At 70.5% G+C, this 21,787-nt stretch carries 20 protein-coding genes and 1 tRNA gene; 8 read left to right on the forward strand and 13 right to left on the reverse strand.

Going from position 1 to position 21,787, the window contains the following annotated elements:
• Nucleotides 1-67: 67 nt before the first annotated feature.
• The 3 genes from AB0C20_RS06275 to AB0C20_RS06285 all read right to left on the reverse strand — a co-directional run bounded on the left by AB0C20_RS06275 (nucleotide 68) and on the right by AB0C20_RS06285 (nucleotide 3,289).
• Nucleotides 68-1,228 carry a branched-chain amino acid ABC transporter substrate-binding protein gene (locus tag AB0C20_RS06275; RefSeq protein ID WP_238686058.1) on the reverse strand — a complete coding sequence of 387 codons (1,161 nt, stop codon included), beginning with the start codon at nucleotides 1,226-1,228 and terminating at the stop codon, nucleotides 68-70.
• 257 nt (nucleotides 1,229-1,485) lie between these two features.
• Entirely contained in the window at nucleotides 1,486-2,655 is a 1,170-nt protein-coding gene (locus AB0C20_RS06280) for a hypothetical protein (protein ID WP_357567505.1), read from the reverse strand.
• Between the two features lie 13 nt (nucleotides 2,656-2,668).
• The gene (locus tag AB0C20_RS06285; RefSeq protein WP_112582684.1) at nucleotides 2,669-3,289 is read right to left on the reverse strand and encodes a response regulator; all 621 of its coding nucleotides are present in this window, start codon (nucleotides 3,287-3,289) and stop codon (nucleotides 2,669-2,671) included.
• 105 nt (nucleotides 3,290-3,394) lie between these two features.
• On the opposite strand from AB0C20_RS06285, the gene AB0C20_RS06290 reads away from it, so the two are divergent.
• Nucleotides 3,395-3,471: transfer RNA gene (locus AB0C20_RS06290), tRNA-Leu, on the forward strand.
• A gap of 518 nt (nucleotides 3,472-3,989) precedes the next feature.
• Nucleotides 3,990-4,253, forward strand: a complete 264-nt coding sequence (locus AB0C20_RS06295; RefSeq protein WP_266304925.1) for a hypothetical protein — start codon at nucleotides 3,990-3,992, stop codon at nucleotides 4,251-4,253.
• 8 nt (nucleotides 4,254-4,261) lie between these two features.
• Here AB0C20_RS06295 and AB0C20_RS06300 read toward each other — a convergent pair whose 3' ends face one another.
• Nucleotides 4,262-5,113 carry an alpha/beta hydrolase gene (locus AB0C20_RS06300; RefSeq protein WP_357567506.1) on the reverse strand — a complete coding sequence of 284 codons (852 nt, stop codon included), beginning with the start codon at nucleotides 5,111-5,113 and terminating at the stop codon, nucleotides 4,262-4,264.
• Nucleotides 5,114-5,239: 126 nt separating this feature from the next.
• Between AB0C20_RS06300 and AB0C20_RS06305 the strand changes: the two genes are divergently transcribed.
• Entirely contained in the window at nucleotides 5,240-5,890 is a 651-nt protein-coding gene (locus AB0C20_RS06305) for an epimerase (RefSeq protein ID WP_357567507.1), read from the forward strand.
• Between the two features lie 3 nt (nucleotides 5,891-5,893).
• Here the strand turns inward: AB0C20_RS06305 and AB0C20_RS06310 are convergent, their stop codons facing one another.
• Nucleotides 5,894-7,072 carry an aminotransferase class I/II-fold pyridoxal phosphate-dependent enzyme gene (locus AB0C20_RS06310; RefSeq protein ID WP_357567508.1) on the reverse strand — a complete coding sequence of 393 codons (1,179 nt, stop codon included), beginning with the start codon at nucleotides 7,070-7,072 and terminating at the stop codon, nucleotides 5,894-5,896.
• Nucleotides 7,073-7,155: 83 nt separating this feature from the next.
• Here AB0C20_RS06310 and AB0C20_RS06315 point away from each other — a divergent pair, with 83 nt between their 5' ends.
• Nucleotides 7,156-7,635: an Lrp/AsnC family transcriptional regulator gene (locus AB0C20_RS06315; RefSeq protein WP_357567509.1), complete on the forward strand. Its 480-nt coding sequence runs from the start codon at nucleotides 7,156-7,158 to the stop codon at nucleotides 7,633-7,635.
• 72 nt (nucleotides 7,636-7,707) lie between these two features.
• Nucleotides 7,708-8,718 (forward strand): LLM class flavin-dependent oxidoreductase, encoded by a 1,011-nt coding sequence (locus tag AB0C20_RS06320; RefSeq protein ID WP_357190391.1) that lies wholly within the window; start codon nucleotides 7,708-7,710, stop codon nucleotides 8,716-8,718.
• A 200-nt stretch (nucleotides 8,719-8,918) separates the two neighbouring features.
• On the opposite strand, the gene AB0C20_RS06325 is transcribed toward AB0C20_RS06320, so the two are convergent.
• On the reverse strand, nucleotides 8,919-11,165 hold the full coding sequence (locus AB0C20_RS06325) for a cellulose binding domain-containing protein (protein ID WP_357567510.1): 2,247 nt from the start codon (nucleotides 11,163-11,165) through the stop codon (nucleotides 8,919-8,921).
• Between the two features lie 219 nt (nucleotides 11,166-11,384).
• On the opposite strand from AB0C20_RS06325, the gene AB0C20_RS06330 reads away from it, so the two are divergent.
• Nucleotides 11,385-12,845 (forward strand): pyridoxal-dependent decarboxylase, encoded by a 1,461-nt coding sequence (locus AB0C20_RS06330; RefSeq protein WP_357190396.1) that lies wholly within the window; start codon nucleotides 11,385-11,387, stop codon nucleotides 12,843-12,845.
• Between the two features lie 171 nt (nucleotides 12,846-13,016).
• Here the strand turns inward: AB0C20_RS06330 and AB0C20_RS06335 are convergent, their stop codons facing one another.
• Both AB0C20_RS06335 and AB0C20_RS06340 read right to left on the reverse strand, forming a co-directional pair.
• Nucleotides 13,017-14,003, reverse strand: a complete 987-nt coding sequence (locus AB0C20_RS06335) for a sulfite exporter TauE/SafE family protein (protein ID WP_357567529.1) — start codon at nucleotides 14,001-14,003, stop codon at nucleotides 13,017-13,019.
• A 273-nt stretch (nucleotides 14,004-14,276) separates the two neighbouring features.
• Nucleotides 14,277-14,741, reverse strand: coding sequence for an Rrf2 family transcriptional regulator (locus AB0C20_RS06340; protein WP_091407884.1), 465 nt, complete (start codon nucleotides 14,739-14,741; stop codon nucleotides 14,277-14,279).
• 291 nt (nucleotides 14,742-15,032) lie between these two features.
• Here AB0C20_RS06340 and AB0C20_RS06345 point away from each other — a divergent pair, with 291 nt between their 5' ends.
• Complete coding sequence (locus AB0C20_RS06345; protein ID WP_357190398.1) at nucleotides 15,033-15,701, forward strand: YceI family protein; 669 nt, start codon at nucleotides 15,033-15,035, stop codon at nucleotides 15,699-15,701.
• A gap of 70 nt (nucleotides 15,702-15,771) precedes the next feature.
• Here AB0C20_RS06345 and AB0C20_RS06350 read toward each other — a convergent pair whose 3' ends face one another.
• The 4 genes from AB0C20_RS06350 to AB0C20_RS06365 all read right to left on the reverse strand — a co-directional run bounded on the left by AB0C20_RS06350 (nucleotide 15,772) and on the right by AB0C20_RS06365 (nucleotide 20,213).
• Complete coding sequence (locus AB0C20_RS06350; protein WP_112582692.1) at nucleotides 15,772-16,656, reverse strand: acyl-CoA thioesterase II; 885 nt, start codon at nucleotides 16,654-16,656, stop codon at nucleotides 15,772-15,774.
• Nucleotides 16,653-18,101 (reverse strand): pyruvate kinase, encoded by a 1,449-nt coding sequence (gene pyk / locus AB0C20_RS06355; protein WP_357190401.1) that lies wholly within the window; start codon nucleotides 18,099-18,101, stop codon nucleotides 16,653-16,655. The genes AB0C20_RS06350 and pyk overlap by 4 nt, the downstream gene beginning before the upstream one ends.
• A 234-nt stretch (nucleotides 18,102-18,335) precedes the next feature.
• Nucleotides 18,336-19,835 carry an FAD-dependent oxidoreductase gene (locus AB0C20_RS06360; protein WP_357567511.1) on the reverse strand — a complete coding sequence of 500 codons (1,500 nt, stop codon included), beginning with the start codon at nucleotides 19,833-19,835 and terminating at the stop codon, nucleotides 18,336-18,338.
• Between the two features lie 15 nt (nucleotides 19,836-19,850).
• A complete protein-coding gene (locus AB0C20_RS06365; RefSeq protein WP_357190405.1) occupies nucleotides 19,851-20,213 on the reverse strand; it encodes a YciI family protein in 363 nt (120 codons plus the stop codon).
• 240 nt (nucleotides 20,214-20,453) lie between these two features.
• On the opposite strand from AB0C20_RS06365, the gene AB0C20_RS06370 reads away from it, so the two are divergent.
• Complete coding sequence (locus AB0C20_RS06370; protein WP_357190407.1) at nucleotides 20,454-21,326, forward strand: aldo/keto reductase; 873 nt, start codon at nucleotides 20,454-20,456, stop codon at nucleotides 21,324-21,326.
• A gap of 67 nt (nucleotides 21,327-21,393) precedes the next feature.
• On the opposite strand, the gene AB0C20_RS06375 is transcribed toward AB0C20_RS06370, so the two are convergent.
• Entirely contained in the window at nucleotides 21,394-21,786 is a 393-nt protein-coding gene (locus tag AB0C20_RS06375) for a hypothetical protein (RefSeq protein WP_357190409.1), read from the reverse strand.
• Nucleotide 21,787 lies beyond the last annotated feature (1 nt).

Genomic DNA, 21,787 nt, shown 5'->3' on the forward strand with positions numbered 1-21,787 from the left:
GGCCGGGAGCGAGCAGCTCCCGGCCGCACCCGCGATCACAACTCAATCGCCGAAGCAGCGACCAACATCAGGACTTCGGAATCTCCTGGTCCGGGACAACCTTGCCGCCGGTGACCTTGAAGGCCCAGACCTTGACCTGAGCCGGGTCCAGCTCGCCGGTCTCGGTGAACTTGTAGCTCGCCGCGACACCCTCGCCGCTGTAGCCCTTCACGAACTCCAGCAGGCCCTCACGGGTGGTCTTGCCAGCCTTGATACCGGCCAGCAGGATGTTCGCCGCGTCGTAGGCGGTGTCGCTGTAGGTGCCCGGGTCGGTGCCGTTGAGCGCCTTGAACTCCTGCACGAAGGTGCCACGGGCCTCAGCGGCCGGCTGGCACGGGCAGGTGAGGATGGTGCCCTCGGCCGCCGCCTGACCAGCGGAGGTGATGTACGCACCGTCGTTGACGCCGTCGCCGGCGACCAGCGGCGCGGTGACCCCGGCAGCGGTGAGCTGCTTACGGATCAGGCCGGCCTCCTGGTAGTAACCGCCGTAGAAGATCGCCTTCACGTTGGCGGCCTTGACCTTGGTGACCACGCCGGAGAACTCGGTCTGCTTGCCCTCGCCCTGGACCTTGTCCGAGCCGACAACCGCCGGGCCGAGCAGCTTCTTGACCTCGTCGGCCAGGCCGGCGCCGTACGCGGACTGGTCGTCGATGACGTAGACCTTGTCGGCCTTCATCACGTTCTTCATGTAGTTGCCGGCCGCCGGGCCCTGGCTGAAGTCGTTGCCGACCGCGCGGAAGAAGGTCTTCCACTTCTGGTCGGCCAGGCTCGGCCGGGTCGCGGACGGGGTGATGGTCACCAGGCCGGCCTCGTTGAACAGCGGGCCGGCGGCCTCGGACTCACCCGAGTAGGCCGGGCCGACGACGCCAAGGATCTTGGTGTCGTCGATCGCCTTCTGCGCCAGACCAGGCGCCTGGTCGGGGCTGCCCTGCGAGTCCAGGGAGGCCAGCTCGACCTTGCAGTCGGCGTTTTCCTTGTTGTACTTGTCGACGGCGAGCTTGACACCGTTGTTCTCGTTGATGCCGAGCGCGGCCGAGCTGCCGGTCAGCGCGCCGAAGAATGCGATCTTGCTGCCGCAGGCGTCACCGCCCCCGCCTGCCGCATCGTCGCCACTGGAGCATGCGGTTCCGCCGGCGACGAGCGCCACCATGGCGACCCCACCGATAACGCGCGCGAGCTTTTGCCTCAAGGCCCGAACCCTCCTCGTCCCATGGTCCGAACCACCCGCTGGCTATTGGCCCTTGCGGGGGCGGACGAACCAGACCGTCGTCGCCGGTCTGGGGCCGGACGTTATCCCACCGTGGAGCTGTGACGTAAGCCCCAAGCGAGCGGGTTGACCGAACCGTTACACGCCGTGGCGGATTGGAAACGATCCCTGTAAGAACCTTCGGTCGTGAAGCCTTTTCACCTTTGTTTCGTCGGCACCGGCCAGCGGGCTTCCGTCAGCTACCGATCGAGGTCTGAAACCCCCGCCCACCAGGCACGCGACGTTTTCCCATCGTCCGCCACCAGCAACAGTCGATCTCCCGTCGAGGTCACCGCGACAGCAGTGTCTCCGCTGTCCGGTACCGGCTGCGGCAAGATCATCGGCCGCCATGACTCGCCCACATCGACCGAGAGCCACAGTGTGTGACGGTCCCCGCCCCTCGTCACCGCCACCAACCTCTGCCCGACGGCCACCAGCCCCGCCGCCGACGCCACACCCGGTCCGGCCGCCCCGAATCCGCCCGCCGACCGCCAGCCCTGCGCGGTCAGCCGCCAACTGCCGAACCCCGCCCGCACCGGCCCGACCGCCACCGGCACGTCGCCAACCACCGCCACCCGTTGCGCCTGCCCCCGCCCGTCCACCACCGGCAGGGCAGCCCGCCGCCAGCTCCGGCCATCCGCCGAGGACCAGGCCAGCGGCGTCAGCGCGGTACCCCCAGGCGGCAACAGCGCACCCACCACCAACCAACCCGACGGCACGGCGACCACGTCGTACGCCGCCGTCCGCCCCCGCTCATCACCGGCCAACTCCGGTGCGCCCTCCACCAGCGCGAACCCGGCCGCGTCCGAGGAGATCCAGACCGCCGCACCGTCGATCCGACTACCGGCGATCAACCAGCCCTGCGGCCCCGCCGCCAACCGGGCCACGTTGACAGCGCGCGGCCCGGCGTACCGCTCGAAAGGCGCATCCACCTCGTGCAGCGTGCCGTCCGACGCCTGCCTCCAGGTGCCGGTACGGGGATTGCCGTGCGCGCCACCGCTCTTCGCCCCGACCGCGGCCAGCCGTCCGTCCCGGCAGGCCGCCGCGGAGAGCACGTGCTGCTTGCCGTAGAACGTCACCGGCGCCGTCGGCAGCGGCACCCAGGAACTGGCGTCCGGGCTGCTCCAGGCGGCCGGGCGGGTCTCCCCGGCCAGATCGACCACGCCGCCGACCACGTACCACCGGTCGGCACAGGCGGTGACGTCGCGCAGCACCGGTCGACCCGGCACACCCGGCGTGTCCGGCAGGACCACCGACTGCCAGGCCGGCCGGACCGGTGGCGGCCCCTCGCAGTCGGGACAGGCCGAGGACTCACAGGCGGCCACCAGCACGGCGAGAACGCCGAGCACCGCCCCCATCCGCCTCGACACGGGTCGATACCGGTCAGGGTGCCGGCAGGGTCACCTCGCCGCCGGCGGTCTCCGCGAGGATCCGCTCGGCAACCTCCTTCATTGTCATCCGGTGATCCATCGCCGTGCGCTGGATCCACTTGAACGCCTGCGGCTCGGTCATCCCGTACGTGGTCATCAGCGCGCCCTTGGCGCGCTCCACCGACTTACGGATCTCCAGGCGGTCCGTCAGGCTCGCGACCTCCGCCTCCAGGGCCGCGACCTCCGAGTACCGCGACAGCGCGATCTCCACCGCCGGGACCAGGTCGCTCTTCTGGAAAGGCTTCACCAGGTACGCCATCGCGCCGGCCGCCCGCGCCCGCTCCACCAGATCACGCTGGCTGAACGCGGTCAGAATGATCACCGGGGCGATCCGGGCACCGGCGATGCGCTCGGCGGCGGCCAACCCATCCATGATCGGCATCTTGATGTCGAGGATGACGAGGTCGGGCTTCAGCTCCTCGGCGAGGCGTACGGCTGTCTCGCCGTCACCGGCCTCCCCCACCACCTCGTAACCCTCTTCGACCAGCATCTCGGCGAGGTCCAGCCGGATCAGCGCCTCGTCCTCGGCGATCAGTACGCGCCTACGCTCGGCATCCGTCGGCATCTCAGCCACCAGCCCTACCCCCACCAGTCATAAGCCGACACCAACCCGACCGGGTGTCGCCGCCCTCAGCGTAGTAGGTAACCTATGGGAGGCCACCAGAGCATTCGGCCAAGCGTCCCCGTATTCCAACCGGCAGAGAAGCGGAGCTCAAACCTCCGACAGTGTGGGTTCGAATCCCACCGGGGGCACCAAAATTGTCGTACGGCTGTTCCAAAATCGTGCTGTGCACCCACCTGAACTGCGCCTACGAGCACGGCGTCAGCACCTCGCCGGCAGCACGGTCGCTGAGGTCGCCCGAGGACTGAGACTTCCCTATCCAACCGTTCGCGGCTGGTGCAGGGGGCCGGCTGAGCCACAACAGCAAGGCACCGAGTCCCGCTGCTTCCGCTGCCGACCCAACGTCAACATTCAGACAGATCCGTCGTCATACCTGTACCTACTTGGCCTCTACCTGGGCGACGGTCATCTCGTCACGTCCACCCGGGTCCCGGTGCTTCGCATCGCCTGCAGCGATAGCTGGCCAGGCCTGATCGAGGCCTGTGACGCCGCTATGCGAGCAGTGCTCGCCGCGAGGGTGCAGCGCGTCCAGCAGGTCGGCTGCGTCAGCGTGCAGAGTTCCGGCAAGCACTGGCCCTGCCTGCTCCCTCAGCATGGCCCTGGCAAAAAACACGAACGCCCGATCATCTTGGCCAACTGGCAACGCGAACTCGTGACGGCACACCCGGGCGACTTCCTGCGTGGACTGTTCCACTCCGACGGCTGCCGGTTCGCCAACCGGGTGACGGTGCGCGGCAAGGCGTACGTCTACCCGCGCTACATGTTCGTCAACGAGTCGGCCGACATCATGCGGCTCTGCCAGTGGAGCCTCGACCTGCTCGGCGTCGCCTGGCGGATGAACCGACGCAACTCGCTGTCGGTGGCGCGACGCGACGCCGTCGCCACACTGGACCGGCACGTCGGCCCCAAGTCCTGACCTGGCGCTCAGGCACGGGCCATGGCTGGCGCGCCGATGAAGTCCATGATCGCCTTGTTGACCTCGTCGGCGTGCGTCCACGGGATGCCGTGCGGGGCGCCCTTGAGGGTGACGAGCTTGCCGTTGGGCAGCATCGGTGCGAGCCGCTGGCCGGTGACCGGGTAGGGCAGCACCGCGTCCTGGTCGCCCTGGACGATGAGAATCGGCACGTCGACGCGGGGCACGTCGGCCCGGAAGTCGGTGGCGATGGCGTCGATGCACTGGTACATGGCACTGGCGGAGGCGAGCCGCCCGATGGCCCAGTGCGCCTGGAACGCTTCCTCGCTGACCTGTTTGCCCTTGGTCTTGTCGTAGTTGAAGAAGCTGGTGCAGAAGGCGGTGAGGTAGGCGAACCGGTCTGCCGCGATGGCCTGCTTGAAGCCGTCGAAGACGCTTCCGTCGACCCCCTCGGGGTTGTCGGAGGTCTTGCGCAGGAACGGCGCCAGTGGGCTGAGCAGTACGCCTCGGCTGACCCGCTCGGAGCCATACCTGCTGAGGTAGCGGGTCACCTCACCGGTGCCCATGGAGTGACCGGCGAGGATGGTGTCGCGCAGGTCCAACTCCGTCATGAGGGTGTCGAGGTCGGCGGCCAGGGTGTCGTAGTCGTATCCGGTGTCCGGTTGGCTGGAGGCGCCGAATCCCCGGCGATCGTAGGTGATCACCCGGTGGCCGGCGTTCAGCAGTGGGTTGGCCAGCTTCTCCATGGTGGCGCCGTTGAACGGGAAGCCGTGGATGAGCACGACCGGCTGGCCGGAGCCGTGGTCCTCGTAGTAGATGTCGATGGCGGTGCTGTTCTCGGTGCCCACGGTGATGAACGGCACGTTCGTCCTCCCCTGCCGGTGTGGTGGATTCGGGTCGGCGGGGCTTTCCCCAGCCGTCGGTGGTCATGCCGATCGTGGGAGCCTGCGAGGACGCGAGTGGCGAGGGCGACGACAGGGGTGGATCTGATGCGGGTGGTTGTCTTCGGCGCGACCGGGATGGTCGGTCAGGGCGTGTTGCGCGAGTGCCTGCTCGCCGATGACGTGCGCGAGGTGCTGACTGTCGGCCGGCGGCCGACTGGTGTGCGGGATCCGAAGCTGCGGGAGCTGACGGTGGCGGACGTGGGTGAGTTGCACGCGGTGCGGGCCGAGCTGACCGGTGTCGACGCGTGTTTCTACTGCCTGGGGGTGTCCTCATTGGGTCTGGACGAGGCCGCGTACACGCGGGTCAGCTACGACTACCCGATGGCGGCGGCACGATTGTTCGCGCAGGTGAGCCCACCTGTCACATTCGTCTACGTCTCGGGTCAGGGGACCGATTCGTCGGGTCGGGGTCGGGTGATGTGGGCGCGGGTCAAGGGGCGTGCCGAGAACGCGATCATGGATCTGCTGCCCAACGGTTACGCGGCGCGGCCGGGGTTCATCCAGCCGACGTACGGGGCGGTGTCGAAGACGCGGTGGTACCGGTTCGGGTACGCGGTCACCCGTCCGCTGTTTCCGGTGTTGCGTCGGTTGCTGCCGAATCAGGTCACCACTACAGACGGGATCGGTCGGGCGATGTTGCGGGTGGCTCGGCAGGGTTCGCCGGTGCGGGTGTTGGGCAACAGCGAGCTGCGCTGAGGGTCAGGCGATCGTGTCGAGGGCGTGGGCCAGGTCGGCGCGCAGGTCTTCGGGGTCTTCGAGGCCGACCGAGAGGCGCAGCAGGGCGGCGGCGGGTTTGGCGTCGCCCTCGACCGGCCGGTGGGTGAGCGAGGCGGGGTGCTGGATGAGGGTGTCGACGCCGCCGAGGGACACCGCGTGGGTGATGAGGCGGCAGGCGCCGGCGACGGCGGCCGCGGCGGGAGCGCCGCCGCGTACCTCGAAGGCGAGCAGGCCGCCGGGTCCGGACATCTGCCGCCCGACCAGCGCCGCCGGGTCGTGCACCGAGGGGTGGTGCACCCGGTGTACGGCGGGGTGGTCGGCGAGCCAGCCGGCGAGTTTCTCGGCGCTGGCCTGTTGGGCGCGGACCCGCAGCGGCAGGGTTTGCAGGCCGCGGTGCAGCAGGTAGCCGCCGAGGGGGTGCAGGATCGCGCCGGTGACCGCGCGGACCTGGCGTAGCCGTACGGCCCAGGTCTCGTCGCAGGCGACGACGCCGGCGAGGACGTCGCCGTGTCCGCCGATGCTCTTGGTGGCGCTGTGCAGGACGAGGGTGGCGCCGTGCCGGGCGGGTTGTTGCAGTACCGGGGTGGCGACGGTGTTGTCGACCAGTAGTGGGATGTCGCCGGCCGCGGCGGCGAGGGCGGCGATGTCGACCAGGTCGACTGTGGGGTTGGCGGGTGTCTCGACGATGACGAGTGCGGTGTCGGGGCGGATTGCGGCGGTGACCTCGTCGGGGCGCGTCCAGGTGACTGTGGTGCCGAGCAGGCCGGTGGCGAGGACGTGGTCGGTGCCGCCGTAGAGGGGTCGGACGGCGACGACGTGCCGGCGGTCGTCGCGGGCGGCGGCGAGCAGTGTGGCGGTGAGGGCGGCCATTCCGCTGGCGAAGGCGACGGCCTGGGCGGTGCCTTCCAGTTCGGCGAGGGCGGTTTCGAAGCGGGCGACTGTGGGGTTCCAGAGGCGTTGGTAGACGGCGCTGCCGTCGGTGGGGAGGGTGCCGCCGGTGGCGAGTTGCTCGTACGCGGCGCCGCCGTCGTCGACGGAGGGCAGCGGGTTGGTGGTGGACAGGTCGATGGGTGGTACGTGCACGCCGAGGGTGCGCAGGTCGTCGCGGCCGGCGTGTACGGCCCGGGTGTCCATCGTTGTCATGGCGGTAGCGTCGAACATATGGCGGCTGGTGGGCAATGGTTCGGCAGATGATTCTGCGGATCGGCTTGGTTTCCGTCATGGGTTCGGGCGAGGATGGCGCAATGCCCAGTGAGCCGAATGATCTGCGGCCGTACCCGGCCCTGGATGAGGTGGACCGCGCGATCCTGACCGAGCTGGCGGCGGACGGCCGACTGCCGAACAACGCCCTCGCCGAGCGGGTGGGTGTGGCGCCGTCGACGTGCCTGACGCGCACCCGGGCGCTGCGCGAGCGTGGTGCGATCCGTGGTTTCCACGCCGAGGTGGATCCGGCGGCGCTCGGTCTGCCGTTGCAGGCGTTGGTGTCGGTGCGGTTGACGGCGCACGAGCGGGCGGCGGTGGACGCGTTCCGGGCCCGGTCGGTGCGGCTGCCGGGGGTGGTGTCGGTGTTCCACGTGGCCGGCGCGGAGGACTACGTGTTGCATGTGCGGGCGGCGTCCGGCGACGCGTTGCGGGACTTCGTGCTGGACCATCTGGCGGTGGACCCGGTGGTGCAGCACACGCAGACCAGTTTGATCTTCGAGCAGGCGCGTGGGGTGGGCTGAGCGGCGGGTGAGGTGGCCGACGAAAACCCGGATGCCGGAACAAAGCCGGTCGGTGACGGGTTGGCTGACCGTGTGATCACCGTACCGTTGTCTGTTCTTGATCTTGCCCCGGTCGCCAAGGGCACCACCGCTGGCCAGGCGTTGCAGGCCACCACCGAGTTGGCCCGCCGCACTGAGGAGTTGGGCTATCACCGGTTCTGGGTGGCCGAGCACCACAACATGCCGGCGATCGCCAGCTCCGCCCCCGCTGTGCTGCTGGCGCACCTGGCGGCGAACACCTCGACGATCCGGCTGGGGTCGGGCGGGGTGATGCTGCCCAACCACGCGCCGTTGGTGGTGGCCGAGCAGTTCGGCACCCTGGAGGCGCTGCACCCGGGTCGGATCGACTTGGGCATCGGGCGGGCGCCGGGCACCGACCAGGTGACCGCGCTGGCGTTGCGGCGCACCATGGAGGGCCTGTCGGCGGAGGGTTTCCCGCGCGAGCTGACGGACCTGATGAACTACTTCAGCGGGGAGAAGCCGGGGCAGATCATCGCCACGCCGGGCCGCGGTGAGCAGCCGGCCGTGTGGCTGTTGGGCTCCAGCGGTTTCAGCGCCCAGCTCGCCGGTCTGCTCGGTCTGCCGTTCTCCTTCGCGCACCACTTCAGCTCGCAGAACACCCTGCCGGCGTTGGCCCTGTACCGGCAGAACTTCCGGCCGTCGCAGTGGCTGGACAAGCCGTACGCGATGGTGGCGGTCAACGCGGTGTGCGCGGAGACCGACGAGCGGGCCGAATGGTTGGCCGGGCCGAGCGCCCTGTCGTTCCTGAAGTTGCGCTCCGGGCGGCCGGAGCCGCTGTCCACGCCCGACGAGGCGGCGGCATACCCGTACTCGGAGATCGAGCGGGAGTTCGTCGTGGCGCGCCGTGACGGGCAGGCGATGGGCTCACCGGAGACGGTGCGTCGGCAGCTGACCGACCTGGTGGAGCGCACCGGCGCGGACGAGCTGATGCTGACCACGCTGGTGTACGACGTGCAGGACCGGGTGCGGTCGTACGAATTGATCGCCGAGCAGGTGGTGGGCGGTCTCCGCCAGAGCGCGTGAAACACGATCTTCACGTCAGCGTCACCCCGCCGACCCGGACGGTGCCTAATGTTGGTGCCGGTGGTGGTACGGCATTCCCGGTCGGGACGGGTTGGGAATGCCGCGGTGTGGCGCACCGGGCCGGAGCTGAGCGGATTCCGCGGCTGCGGCCCGGTGCCTGCCACCCTAGGCGACCCCACTCGGGACCGCTAGGGGTTGCATCAACGTAGGTAGATGTCTGGCGTGGGTGGGGTGCCCATTCCGTTGCCGATGAAGAACCCCGGGTGCGGCGGTTGGTTGTAGGCGGTGTTCTGCCACGCGATCGCCACCCGATACTGCGGGTCGTGCATCAGGGTGTAGATCCGGGTGCTGGTCGGGGTGGGTGTGCTGTAGATGCGCAGCGCACGGCTGTCGGTGGTCCGCCAGATCACCTCCTCGCGCCAGTCGCCCAGGATGTCGCCGGAGAGCGCCGGCGTGGACTTGGTGCCGTTGTTGGACGCCACCTGACTGCCGTCGAGCAGCCGGGTCTCGCCGCCGGTGCCGTACTTGTCGATCTTCGTGCCGTCGAGCAGTTCTCGCACCGGGTCGCCGTCCCACCAGGCGAGGAAGTTGGCCGAGGACGGCTTGCGGCCCACGTTCTGTCCCCTGGTGTTTGCCAGTCCGGCGACCGCTGACGACCACGACTCCGCGCCGGGGCTGCCCGCCCAGATGTCCGCGGAGACGCCCCGGCCGTTGTCGCCGGACGCCGGCGTGGACCAGAGGACCTGACCGGTACGGGCGTCGGCGAAGTAGGAGCTGGGCTTGCTGGCGTCCTCGTCGACCTTGAACACCTCCAGGCCGGCGCGGCCCGGGTCCAGGTCCCCCACGTGCATGGCGTCGCCGTGGCCGTTGCCGGTCGAGTGGAGCAGCCGGCCGTTGTCGTCGATGGTGGCGGCCCCGTACACGATCTCCTGGCGACCGTCGGCGTCGACGTCGGCCACGGAGAGCTGATGGTTGCCCTGACCGGCGGCGGCGCCGTTGCCGGAGGAGTTCGAGTCGAACGTCCAGCGCTTGGTCAGCGTGCCGTTGCGGAAGTCCCAGGCGGCGATCACCGCGCGGGTGTAGTAACCCCGGGCCATGATCAGCGAGGGGCGTTGCCCGTCCAGGTACGCGGTGCCGGCGAGGAACCGGTCCACCCGATTGCCGTACGAGTCACCCCAGGACGACACGGTGCCGCGCGGCGGGTCGTAGGTGACTGTGGAGGCGATCGCGCCGGTCTGCCCGTTGAACATGGTCAGGTACTCCGGGCCGGACAGCACGTAACCGCTGGAGTTGCGGTGGTCCGCCGACGACGAACCGATGAGCTGGCCGGTGCCGGAGCGGGTGCCGTCGGCGGTCTTCATTGCCACCTCGGCGCGGCCGTCGCCGTCGTAGTCGTACACCTGGAACTGGGTGTAGTGGGCGCCGGCCCGGATGTTGCGGCCCAGGTCGACCCGCCACAGCCGGGTGCCGGTGAGTGTGTACGCGTCGACGTAGACGTTGCCGGTGTAGCCGGACTGGGAGTTGTCCTTGGCGTTCGACGGTTCCCACTTCAGCACGATCTCGTAGGTGCCGTCGCCGTTGAGGTCACCGACGGAGGCGTCGCTGGCGCTGTACGAGTAGCTCTCGCCGCTGGGGGTGCTGCCCCCGGCCGGGACCTGCAACGGCACGTCCAGGTAGCCCGCGCCGAACTGCAACGCCGCCGCCGACGCCGCCTGCTCGGCGCCGCCCACCACGGCCCGCACCGTGTACGCCGAGCCGGCCGCCGCGCCACTGTCGAGGTAGTTGGTGGCACCGGTGATCGGGCTGGCGTTGACCCTGGTGGCGCCCCGGTAGAGGTTGAACGCCACCCCGGAGGTCTCGGTGCCGAGCAGCCGCCAGGAGACCAGGTTGCCGCTGCCGGAGCGGACGCTGATCAGCCCTCGGTCCAGCTTCTCCATCTGCACCACACCGGCCGACGGCGGAGGCGTGGTCGGAGGTGGCGTAGTGGGTGGCGGGGTGGTGGGCGGCGGGGTGGTCGGCTCGTCGGTGGGCGGTGCTCCGGTGCAGGTGGTGCCGTTGAGCGTGAAGCTGCCCGGCACCGGGTTGCTGCCGGTCCACGAACCGTTGAAGCCGAACGAGGCGCTGCCGTTCGTGGCGATGGCGGTGTTGTGGTCGACGTTGCGCGCTGTCACCTGGGCGCCGGACTGGGTGACGGCGGCGTTCCACGCCTGGGTGACCTGCTGGCCCGCTGTGTACGACCAGGCGACGGCCCACCCGGTGACCGGGTCGCCGAGGTTGGTGACTGTGACGTTGGCGCCGAAGCCACCCTGCCACTGGTTGGTGATCTGATAGTCGACCCGGCAGCCGACGGCGGCGGCCGAGGCGACGACCGTGCCGAGGGTGCCGGCCACGACGGTGGCCGCCGTCGTGGCGGCGAGCAGGATCAGCCGATGTCTGGACGGGTGCATGCACTGCCTCCGGGGATCCGGTGATGATCGCCACGACCCACCGGCCCTGCCCGGGAAGCACAGTGGACCGAACCCACCGCGACGGCGATGGACGGCGATCTGATCGGGGTGAAACGCCCTGGAACTCACGGATCCGACTCACCGCGCATCGTAAGGCAAGCGCTTTCCGCCCCGCAACATCGATGATTGCTGATCTTTACGGTCTTGCCCTCGCGATCGATGCCTGATCAACTCGTCCGGGTGAGCGCTCACCACATGGACCCTGACGAGTTTCGTCGAGCAGGCCACGCCGTCGTCGACTGGATCGCCGACTACTGGGCGACAGTGGAGCAACGACCGGTCGCCCCGGCCGACCCCCCGGGCACGGTGGCCGCCGCCCTGCCCAGCGAGCCGCCCACCACCGGCGGCGAGCCGGTCGAGGCGATCCTCGCCGACCTGGACTCGATCGTCGTACCGGGGCTGACCCACTGGCAGCACCCGGGCTTCTTCGGCTACTTCCCCGGCAACACCTCCGGCCCGAGCGTGCTCGGCGACCTGGTCAGCTCAGGGCTCGGCGTCCAGGGCATGCTCTGGGCCTCCAGCCCGGCCTGCACCGAGCTGGAGACCGTGATGATGGACTGGCTGGCCCACCTGATGGACCTGCCACAGCGGTTCCGCTCCACCGGCACCGGCGGTGGGGTCATCCAGGATTCAGCCTCCTCGGCGACGCTGGTGGCCACCCTGACCGCACTGCACAGGGCCAGCGGCGGCAGCTGGCGGCACACCGGCATCGACCGGCGCTACCGCGCCTACACCTCCGTCCACGGGCACTCGTCCATCGAGAAGGCCGTACGGATCGCCGGGCTGGGCAGCGACGGAATCCGGTCGATCGCTGTGGACCCGGACACCCAGGCGATGCTGCCGGGCGCGCTGCGCGCCGCCATCGAGACCGACCTGGCCGCCGGTGACGTGCCGGCCCTCGTGGTGGCGACCATCGGCACCACCTCCACCACCGCCGTCGACCCGCTGCCGGAGATCGGGGCCATCTGCGCCGAGTACGGGATCTGGCTGCACGTGGACGCCGCGTACGCGGGCTCCGCCGCCGTCTGCCCCGAACTGCGGTGGACGCACGCCGGCCTGGAGTACGCCGACTCCTACTGCTTCGATCCGCACAAGTGGCTACTCACCGGCTTCGACTGCGACGCGTTCTGGGTGGCCGATCGGGCCGAACTGATCGAGGCGCTGACCGTACTGCCGGAGTTCCTGCGCAACGCGGCCTCCGAATCCGGCGCGGTGATCGACTACCGGGACTGGCAGGTGCCGCTGGGCCGGCGGTTCCGGGCCCTCAAGCTGTGGTTCGTGCTGCGCTGGTACGGCGCCGAAGGGCTACGGGCGCACATCCGCTCCGGCGTGGCACTGGCCGAACGGTTCGCCGAGCGAGCCCGCGCCGACAACCGGTTCGAGTTGGCCGCGGCGCACCCGTTCTCGCTGGTCTGCTTCCGACTGCGCGCCGACGACGACACCAACGCGGCGTTGCTGGCCTCGGTGAACGCCACCGGACGGGTCCACCTCACCCACACCCGGGTCGCCGGCCGCTACACGCTGCGGCTGGCGGTCGGCTCACCCCAGACCACCGAAGCGCACATCGACGAAGCCTGGACCCTGCTCTCCGAGGCAGCCAACACCCTGCTCACCCCCTAACCCGCCGTCGCCCCGCGCCCCGCGCCAAGATCCGCGCAACTTCCCGGATGTTGCTGCCTCAGGCGCGCGAGAGACAGCAACATCCCTGATGTTGCGCGGATCTTGGTGACTCAACCTTGGCGATGACGACGTTTGACCGGGCATCGGCGGGTGGGTGGGCGCAACGGGGGTTCAGCGTGGGGTGGGCGTACCCGTCGCGGCCAGATCGGCCGGGGCCTCGCCGGCGGATACGGCGTCGGAAGCCTCGGCGGGCGCACCGCCAGCGGTGGCGGGAACGGCGATGGCGGCCTCGGCGCGGGCGCGGCGGGTACGGCGTAGGGCACGTAGGGCCAACACCAGGGCGGCCAGCCAGCCGGCGGCGAGCAGGGCGTAGAGGGCGGGGCGGGCCGGACCGTCCAGTTCGGCGGAACGCATCAGGGTGCGGGCGTTGGTCAGCACGATCACGCCGCCGACTGCCGCGCCGAGCAGTTGGGCGGGCACGATTCGCACCAGCCAGGCGGCCAGTGGGGCGGCGATGAGGCCGCCGATAAGCAGTGCGGCGACGGTGGGGAGCAGGAATCCCTCCGAGCCCAGCCCGATCAGGAAGCCGATGCTGGCCGCGCCGGCCACGACGAACTCGGCGGTGTCCACGGAGCCAATCACCTTGCGGGGTTCCATGCGGCCGGAGACCAGCAGCGCGGGGGTGGCCACCGGGCCCCACCCGCCGCCGCCGGTCGCGTCGACGAAGCCGGCGACCAGGCCCAGGGGGCCGAGGAAACGACCGCGGAGCCGTCCGCCGACCCGGTCGGTGCGCAGTGGTCGGGCGAAGCGGATCAGGAGGTACGCGCCGAGCGTGAAGAGGATGCCGGCCATCCAGGGTGCGGCGGCCTCGGTGGAGATCGAGCTGAGCAGGGTGGCACCGGCGAAGGCACCGATAGCGCCGGGTAGGGCGATGCGGGTCACCACCCGCCAGTCGACGTTGCCGAACCGCCAGTGCGCGACCCCGGCGGCGAGCGTGGTGCCGATCTCGGCCAGGTGCACCGAGGCCGAGGCGGCGGCCGGGGCAACCCCGGCGACCAGCAGCAATGTGGACGAGGTCAAGCCGTATGCCATGCCGAGCGAACCATCGATCAGTTGCGCGACGAGCCCGACCAGAGCGAGGACCAACAGCTTGCGCACGAGCGCCCCCAGACTTTTCGGCATCTCCTATCGACTTGGTCGACAATGCGGGATGGGGCAGCCGAGGTCAAGCCCCCGATCGGTGGATGGGACGCGTCCGGGCGGTGCGCCGGGTCAGCGGCCAGTGGCGCAGGGCCGGGAACCGAGCGGCGGCAATCCAGGCGCGCCGGGCCAGGGATCAGGCGACGCCAGGCCGGAAACCTGGCCGGCGTACAGGCCCAGGCGAAGGAGGCAGCTACCAGGGAACGTGGAGCCGGGAGGGCGAGCCGGCGCTCAGATCCAGGCGCGCGGGTCGGCGGCCAGCTCGGTGACCCGCGCGGGCAGCGTGCCGGCGGCCACGTCGGCGACGCTGACCAGTTCCAAGATTTCCCGCTCGCTTGCCCGTAGCGCGATCCAGACCTCCTGGAGAGCGTGCGCCGGGCCGTGGTAGCCGAGCTGCTCGGGACGCTGCCCGCGTACGTGGGCGAGGGGCCCGTCGATCACCCGGATGACCTCGGCGAGGGAGATCTCCTCGGCGGGGCGGGCCAGCCAGTAGCCGCCCTCCGGGCCACGCTGGGCGTGCACGATGCCGCCCCGGCGCAGCTGGAGAAGGATGCTCTCCAGGAACTTCGGCGGGATCTCCTGGGCGCGGGCGATCTGGTCGGCCGTCACCGGCCGGCCGCGCCCGGGGCCGCTGGCCGTCGCGGCAAGCTCGGCGGCCGCGCGGAGGGCATAGTCGACCCGAGCGGAGAGGCGCATGTCGGCAAGGTTAGTCGCTGGTCAACCGGGCAGGCGGGCGACCCTCGACCGATCGGCCACGCATCGATGGGAAGTAGCGCCGCTGACACCAGTCGAAGCCGCCGACGGGGACCGAAGAACGGCCACCGGTGGGGCCTGGTGAAGTACGTCATGATCCACCGTACGGTGGCGGCCGAAATGCTGGTCCGGAGCGTCCCTATGCTGGGCGTGAGTACGAATGTCTGGCCGTTTACCCGGCCGCCAGCAACATATTGATAAACACCCGGGTGTGCTCGGGGGGAAGGCAACACGATGACCGATATCGCCACACGTACCTGGGATGGCATGACCATCCCGGTGGCCGGCACCTATCTTCTCGATCAGGCGCACAAGCGGATCGGTTTCCTCTCCCGGCACATGATGGTGAGCCCGGTGCGCGGCGAGTTCGCCGAGGCCACGGCGGAGATCTTCGTGGCGGAGGATCCGCTGCTCTCCTCCGTGACGGCCACCATCATGTCGGCCAGCATCACCACCGGGAGTGTCGACCGGGACACGCATCTGAAGAGTGCCGACTTCCTCGATGTGGAGCGTTTTCCCACCCTCGAATATCGAAGCACCGGAATCAAATGGCAGGGCAACGAGGACCCCATATTCCAGTGGGCGCGTCTGCGCAACCACCGGTTGGGCGGACGAGGCCGAAGTCACATTGTTCCGCCGCAGTCCGACGGTATTCCCGGACGATTCGTCCTCACTGGCGAGTTGACAGTGAAGGGGATCACCCGGGCCGTCGACCTGGAGGTGAATTTTGGTGGTGCTCGTCAGGATCCGTACGGGCAGAACATCTTCGGATTCAGCGCGACGGCCGAGATGAACCGTGAGGACTACGGCCTGCTCTGGAATGTCGCCCTGGAGAGCGGCGGGGTGCTGGTCGGCAAGACGGTGCAGATCGAGATCGCCGGTGAAGCCATCTACCAGGCCTGAAACCACGTCATCCCCGCCAGTTGCCTGGCGGGGACGAGCGACGACTACTCGGCGGGGATGAGCCGGAGCGTCAGGCGCCGACGCGGCGCAGCAGACCCTCCTGGACGGCGCTGGCGATCTGCTGGCCGTCAGTGGTGAACATCCGGCCGGTGGCCAGCCCACGCGCGCCGGACGCCGACGGGCTCAGGCAGTCGTAGAGGAACCACTCGTCGGCCCGGAACGGCCGGTGGAACCACAGCGCGTGGTCCAGGCTCGCGCCGACCAACCCGCCCGGCCCCCACACCTCGCCGTGCGCGGAGAGCACCGAGTCCAGCAGGGTGAGGTCCGAGGCATAGGTGAGCGCGCAGGCGTGCAGCAGGGGGTCGTCGGGCAGTTTGCCGTCGATGCGCATCCAGACGCGCTGGTGCGGGTCGGCGGGCCGGTCGCCGGGGCGGACCCAGCCGGGCTCACCGACGTAGCGCACGTCGATCGGCCGTGGGATCTGGCCCCAGATTCCCAGCCGCTCCGGGTAGCGGGAGAGCCGGTCGGTCATCGTCGGCACGTCCTGCGGCGGGGGTACGTCCAGCGGGGCCGGGGCCTGGTGGTCCAGCCCCTCCTCGGCCCGCTGAAACGACGCCGACATGAAGAAGATCGGCTTGCCGTGCTGGAGGGCGACCGCGCGGCGGACCGAGAAGGACCGGCCGTCGCGGATGTTCTCCACCTCGTACGCGATCGGTTCGACCGGGTCGCCGGGGCGGACGAAGTAGCCGTGCAGCGAGTGCACGAACCGCTCCGGGTCGACGGTGCGGCCGGCGGCGACCAGGGCCTGACCGGCGACCTGGCCGCCGTACACCCGTTGTGGACCGACCGGGGGGCTCATCCCCCGGAAGGTCATCTCGCCGGTCGGGTCGAGGTCCAGCACTTCCAGCAGCTGGTCCACCGCCGCCTGGCCGACCGCGACCCGACCGTCGCTCACTGCAGGGCCCGCGCCGACGCGGCGTCGACCAGCGAGCCGAGCTGGTGTACGCGCAGCGTGTTCGTCGAGCCGGGGGTGCCGGGCGGGCTACCGGCCACGATCACCACGTAGTCACCGGGGTTGGCCCGGTCGAGGCCGAGCAGCGCCTGGTCGACCTGGCGGAACATGTCGTCGGTGTGCTGCACGAACGGCATCAGGAAGGTCTCCACGCCCCAGGTGAGGGCGAGCTGGTCGCGCACCTCAGGGACCGGCGTGAAGGCCAGCAGCGGCAGGTCGCAGTGCAGGCGGGACAGCCGTCGCACGGTGTCGCCGGTCTGCGAGAAGGCGACGAGGGCCTTGGCGTTGATGGCCCGGGCGATCGACGAGGCGGCGACGGTGAGGGCGCCACCGTGGGTACGCGGGTCGTGCTGCAAGCGCGGCACGCCGATGGAACCGGCCTCGGTGGTCGTCACGATCTTGGCCATGGTGCTGACGGTGAGCACTGGATACTTGCCGACGCTGGTCTCGCCGGAGAGCATCACCGCGTCCGCGCCGTCGAGCACGGCGTTGGCGACGTCGGAGGCCTCCGCCCGGGTGGGGCGGGAGTTCTCGATCATGGAGTCGAGCATCTGGGTGGCCACGATGACGGGCTTGGCGTTCTCCCGGCACAGCTGCACGGCGCGCTTCTGCACCAGCGGGACCTCGTCCAGCGGCATCTCGACACCAAGGTCACCGCGGGCGACCATGACGCCGTCGAAGGCCAGCACGATGGCCTCCAGGTGCTCCACCGCCTCCGGCTTCTCGACCTTGGCGAGCACCGGGCGGAACACACCCTCCTCGGCCATGATGTTGTGGACGAGCTTGATGTCCTCGGCCGAGCGGACGAAGGAGAGCGCCACCAGGTCGACACCGAGCCCCAGGGAGAAGCGCAGGTCCTCGGCGTCCTTGTCCGACATGGCGGGCACGCTGACCGCCACGTTGGGCAGCGACACGCCCTTGTTGTTGGAGACCGGGCCGCCCTCGGTGACGAGGCAGCGGATGTCGTTGCCGGTGACGTCGGTGACCTCGACGGCGACCCGACCGTCGTCGATCAGCAGCCGGTCGCCGGGCTTCACCTCGTGCGGCAGCTTTGTGTAGGTGCAGGAGACCCGCTCCTTGGTGCCGATGATGTCGTCGCCGGTGATCACGACCGAGTCGCCGGTGCGCCACTCGTGCGGGCCGTCGGCGAACTTACCGAGCCGGATCTTGGGGCCCTGCAGGTCGGCGAGGACGGCCACCGGCTTACCTGCCGCCTCCGACGCCTCCCGGACCAGTCGATAGACCGCCTCGTGGTCGGCGTGGCTGCCATGGCTGAAGTTGAGTCTCGCCACGTTCATGCCGGCCTCGACAAGACCCCGGATGCGCTCCGGGGACGAGGTGGCGGGACCCAGAGTGCAGACGATCTTTACGCGGCGTGTCACGCCCATCAGGCTAGTCTCTCCTTCAGGTCGGACTCGGGGCCGACCCCTTGCAGGCAGCGGAACAGTTGTCCAACGACGCGCGGCGCGCGTCGGGCCGGCGGGCGGAACCGCACCGGGAACGTTGTGGCGACGGGCATCAGCGACCGCGCGCCGGGAATCGTACGCCTCCGTTGGGGTGCGCTGTCGGGGTGCTCCCGGCGGCGGCCCACTCCGGGTGCCCCGAGGGCAGCGGGCGGCGGGTCATTCCCTGTGCCCTGAGGGCGGCAGGGTGGGCACCGCGTGCAGCAGGTCGCGGGGGTCGTAGCGGCGCTTGGCCCGGCGCAGCCGCGCCCAGTTCGCGCCGTAGGCGAGTCGGACCCGGTCGGTCTCCTCCGGGGCGAGCAGGTTGGGGTAGCCACCGGGCAGGGCGTGCGGGGCGAGCGCCCCCGAGGTCCGCTCGGCCCACTCGCGGTGCGGGCCTGCCTGGTCGCCGGGCGCCCACACCGCGATGATCTCGGCCATCAGGTGATCGGTGCGTAGCCCGAACGCCGTGTCGGAGGGTCGGATCCGGGCGGCCGCGCCGTGGAAGTGGTGTACGGCCAGCGCGGAGAACGGCGAGGTGACCTGCCGGGCCGCGTCGACGAGTGTGTCCACCGTGCCGTCGGGGAGCGCTGGCAACCATCGGGTCCGCAGCAGGTAGTGGTTGCCGTCGACCATCCCGCCGTCGAACATCCGCAACGCGTCCGCGTACGGCATCGGGCCGATCTGGTCGACCAGCGGGGTGCCCAGCGCGCGCAGCCGGTCCATCCACGGCGTCCCGGCGTCCAGGTCGGGGCCGCTGTAGAACGGGCAGACGAAGATCACGGGTTCGCCGGCCGGGCCGGGCAGGAAGCCGGCCATCACGGTCAGCTCGTCCGGCGCCTCGGCGACCAGCGCGCCGTAGCCGCGCAGCACGGCCGGCGCCTCGGAGAGCGCGAACATGATCATGCCGGCCAGCACGCCGGGCAGCCGGTGCGCGCGGAAGCGCAGCTCGGTGACGATGCCGAGGTTGCCACCGCCGCCGCGCAACGCCCAGTACAGCTCGGCGTCGTGCCGGGCGTCGGCGGTGACCCGGCGACCGTCGGCGAGAACCACCTCAGCGCCGAGCAGGCTGTCCACTGCCAGACCGAACCGGCCGCACAGCGGGCCGTACCCGCCGGCGAGGGTGAGCCCGGCCATCCCCACGGCACCGACCACGCCGGTGGGCACCACCAGGTCGTACGGGCGGGCGGCGGCGAGCAGTTCGGCCGCCGTGGCGCCGCCGCCGATGGTCACCGTGGCGGCGTCCGGGTCGACCCGGACGGAGCGCAGCCCGGTCAGATCGAGCGCCAGGGCGCCGTCGCGCAGCGCCCGGCCGGCCCAGTCGTGCCCTCCGGAACGAACCGAGAGGGGCAGGTGGCACCGCGTGGCGATGCGGACCGCCTCGGCCACCTCGTCGGAGTCCTGGCACTCGGCGACAAGCGCGGGCGTGCGCGCCACAGCGCCGTTCCAGAGCCGGGTGGTGGCGGCGTAACCGGGTTCGCCCGGTTCGTGCAGCCGGTCGCCGAGCAGGGCACGTAGTCGGGCGGCGGCCGACGCGACATCGGGGGTGGCGGCGGAGATCATGGCGACTCCTCGACCGGGGCCGACCCACGACACCGGGTACGCCCCGGCGGCGGCCCGCGCTGGGCGCGACCGTAGCACCGGCAGGCGGGCGAGCGCCGTCACCATCACGACAGCCACCGATGGATTCGCTGCTCAGCTGCCCGTCTTGACCAGCGGGAACTCCAGGGAACCGGCCGGGCAGAGGAAGGTCAGCACCTCCACCCGGTAGAGCCCGGCCTGCACCGCCGGGTCCGCCTCAAGCACGCTGCGCACATCGTCGACGCTCCCGGTACGGGCCAGCCCGAAGCCGATCGGCGGATCCGGCTCGCGCGCCGGCCCGTCCACCGAGCCGGCGACCAGGACGATGCCGCGTCGCTGCAACGCCTGCATGTGTTCGGCGTGCTCGGCCTGCAACCGCTGCACGGTCTCGGCGGGCAGTGCCCGCCCGGCCGCGCCGGGATAGATCACGATGCACTCGTACGTGTCGAGCGCGAAGTTGACCTGCGGCACTCCCATGGGTGCTCCCTTCGCCGTCGCGCCGGAACGCACCGGCTCCGGCCAGCGTCGCACGGACACCCCGGTCGTACCGGGCGCTTCCCGGCAACTCGGGTCGGCGCGCTGACGGCGTGTCAGCGCCCACAGTCGGCCGACCGGCGGCATGGCGGCGGGGTTCCGGGGGATGATCCATCGGCGGTGGGTGGGCTCTTCACGCCCGCTGTCCACGCCCGCCACGACGAGACGATTGGGGATCGGGCAATGGCGACAAATATCAGTGAGCAGCCCGCGAAGGCGTCCGGCACGTACCGGATCGGTGGCGATGTCACAGTCAACCGGCTCGGCTACGGGGCCATGCAGATCACCGGCCCGGGTGTCTGGGGTGACCCGAAGGACCCGGCCGAGGCGGTTCGCGTGCTGCGCCGTGCGGTCGAGCTGGGCGTGACGTTCATCGACACCGCCGACTCGTACGGGCCGTTCGTATCGGAGTTGCTGATTCGGGAGGCGCTGCACCCGTACGCCGATGATCTGGTGATCGCGACCAAGGGCGGGTTCACCCGTTCCGGACCGGGCGACTGGCGAGCGGTGGGCCGCCCGGAGTACCTGCGCCAGCAGTGCGAGCTGAGCCTGCGTCACCTCGGCCTGGACAGCATCCCGCTGTACCAGCTGCACCGGATCGACCCCAAGGTGCCGCTCGCCGACCAGCTCGGTGAGCTGGCCCTGCTGCGGGAGGAAGGCAAGATCCAGCACATCGGGCTGTCCGAGGTGAGCGTCGCGCAGATCGAGGAGTCCCGGGCGATCACCACCATCGCGTCGGTGCAGAACCTGTACAACCTCGCCAACCGCAGCGCCGAGGACGTGCTGGAGTACTGCGAGCGCAACGACCTCGCGTTCATCCCGTGGTTCCCGATCGCCACCGGTGAGTTGGCCCGCCCGGGCGGTCCGCTGGACGCCATCTCCACCGCGCACGGCGCGTCGCCCGCGCAGCTCGCGCTGGCCTGGCTGCTGCGCCGCTCGCCGGTGATGTTGCCAATCCCCGGCACGTCCTCGGTGGCGCACCTGGAGGAGAACGTGAGCGCGGCCGACGTGCGGCTCACCGACGACGAGTTCGAGGCGCTCGCCAAGGCGACCTGACCCGCCGCCCCGGGCGCCGTCGGGTCAGTCGACGGCGTCCGGACACGGGCTCCCGGGCGCCGTCGGGTCAGTCGACGGCGTTCGGACCGGGCTCTCGGGCGGCGCGCAGCGCCTCGGTCGCCTGGGCCAGCAGGCGAGCGGAGTCGGTCCGCCCGCTCACCTGCAACTCCACCTCGGTGTCCCCGGTCTGGATCCGGATGCTGGCCTCGGTGCGCTGCTGGTCCACCCAGGACTGCAGCAGGTTGAACAGTCCGGGAAGCAGACCCTGGGCGAGCACCGCGATGATCACCGCGTCGCTGAATCCCGGCCGGCCCCCGCCGCCGCCGGCCGGGCGGACTCCCGGCCGGTACTCGGGACGGCGGTGGATCCAGGTCAGCAGGTCGACCGACGGAGGCTGCCGCTGCCGGGGGTTGATGGTCAGCCGGACGGGCAGCCGGGCTGCGGTGTCGCTGTCGGTCACT

The sequence above is a fragment of the Micromonospora sp. NPDC048843 genome (genome assembly GCF_040649965.1).
Taxonomy (GTDB): Bacteria; Actinomycetota; Actinomycetes; order Mycobacteriales; family Micromonosporaceae; genus Micromonospora; species Micromonospora hortensis.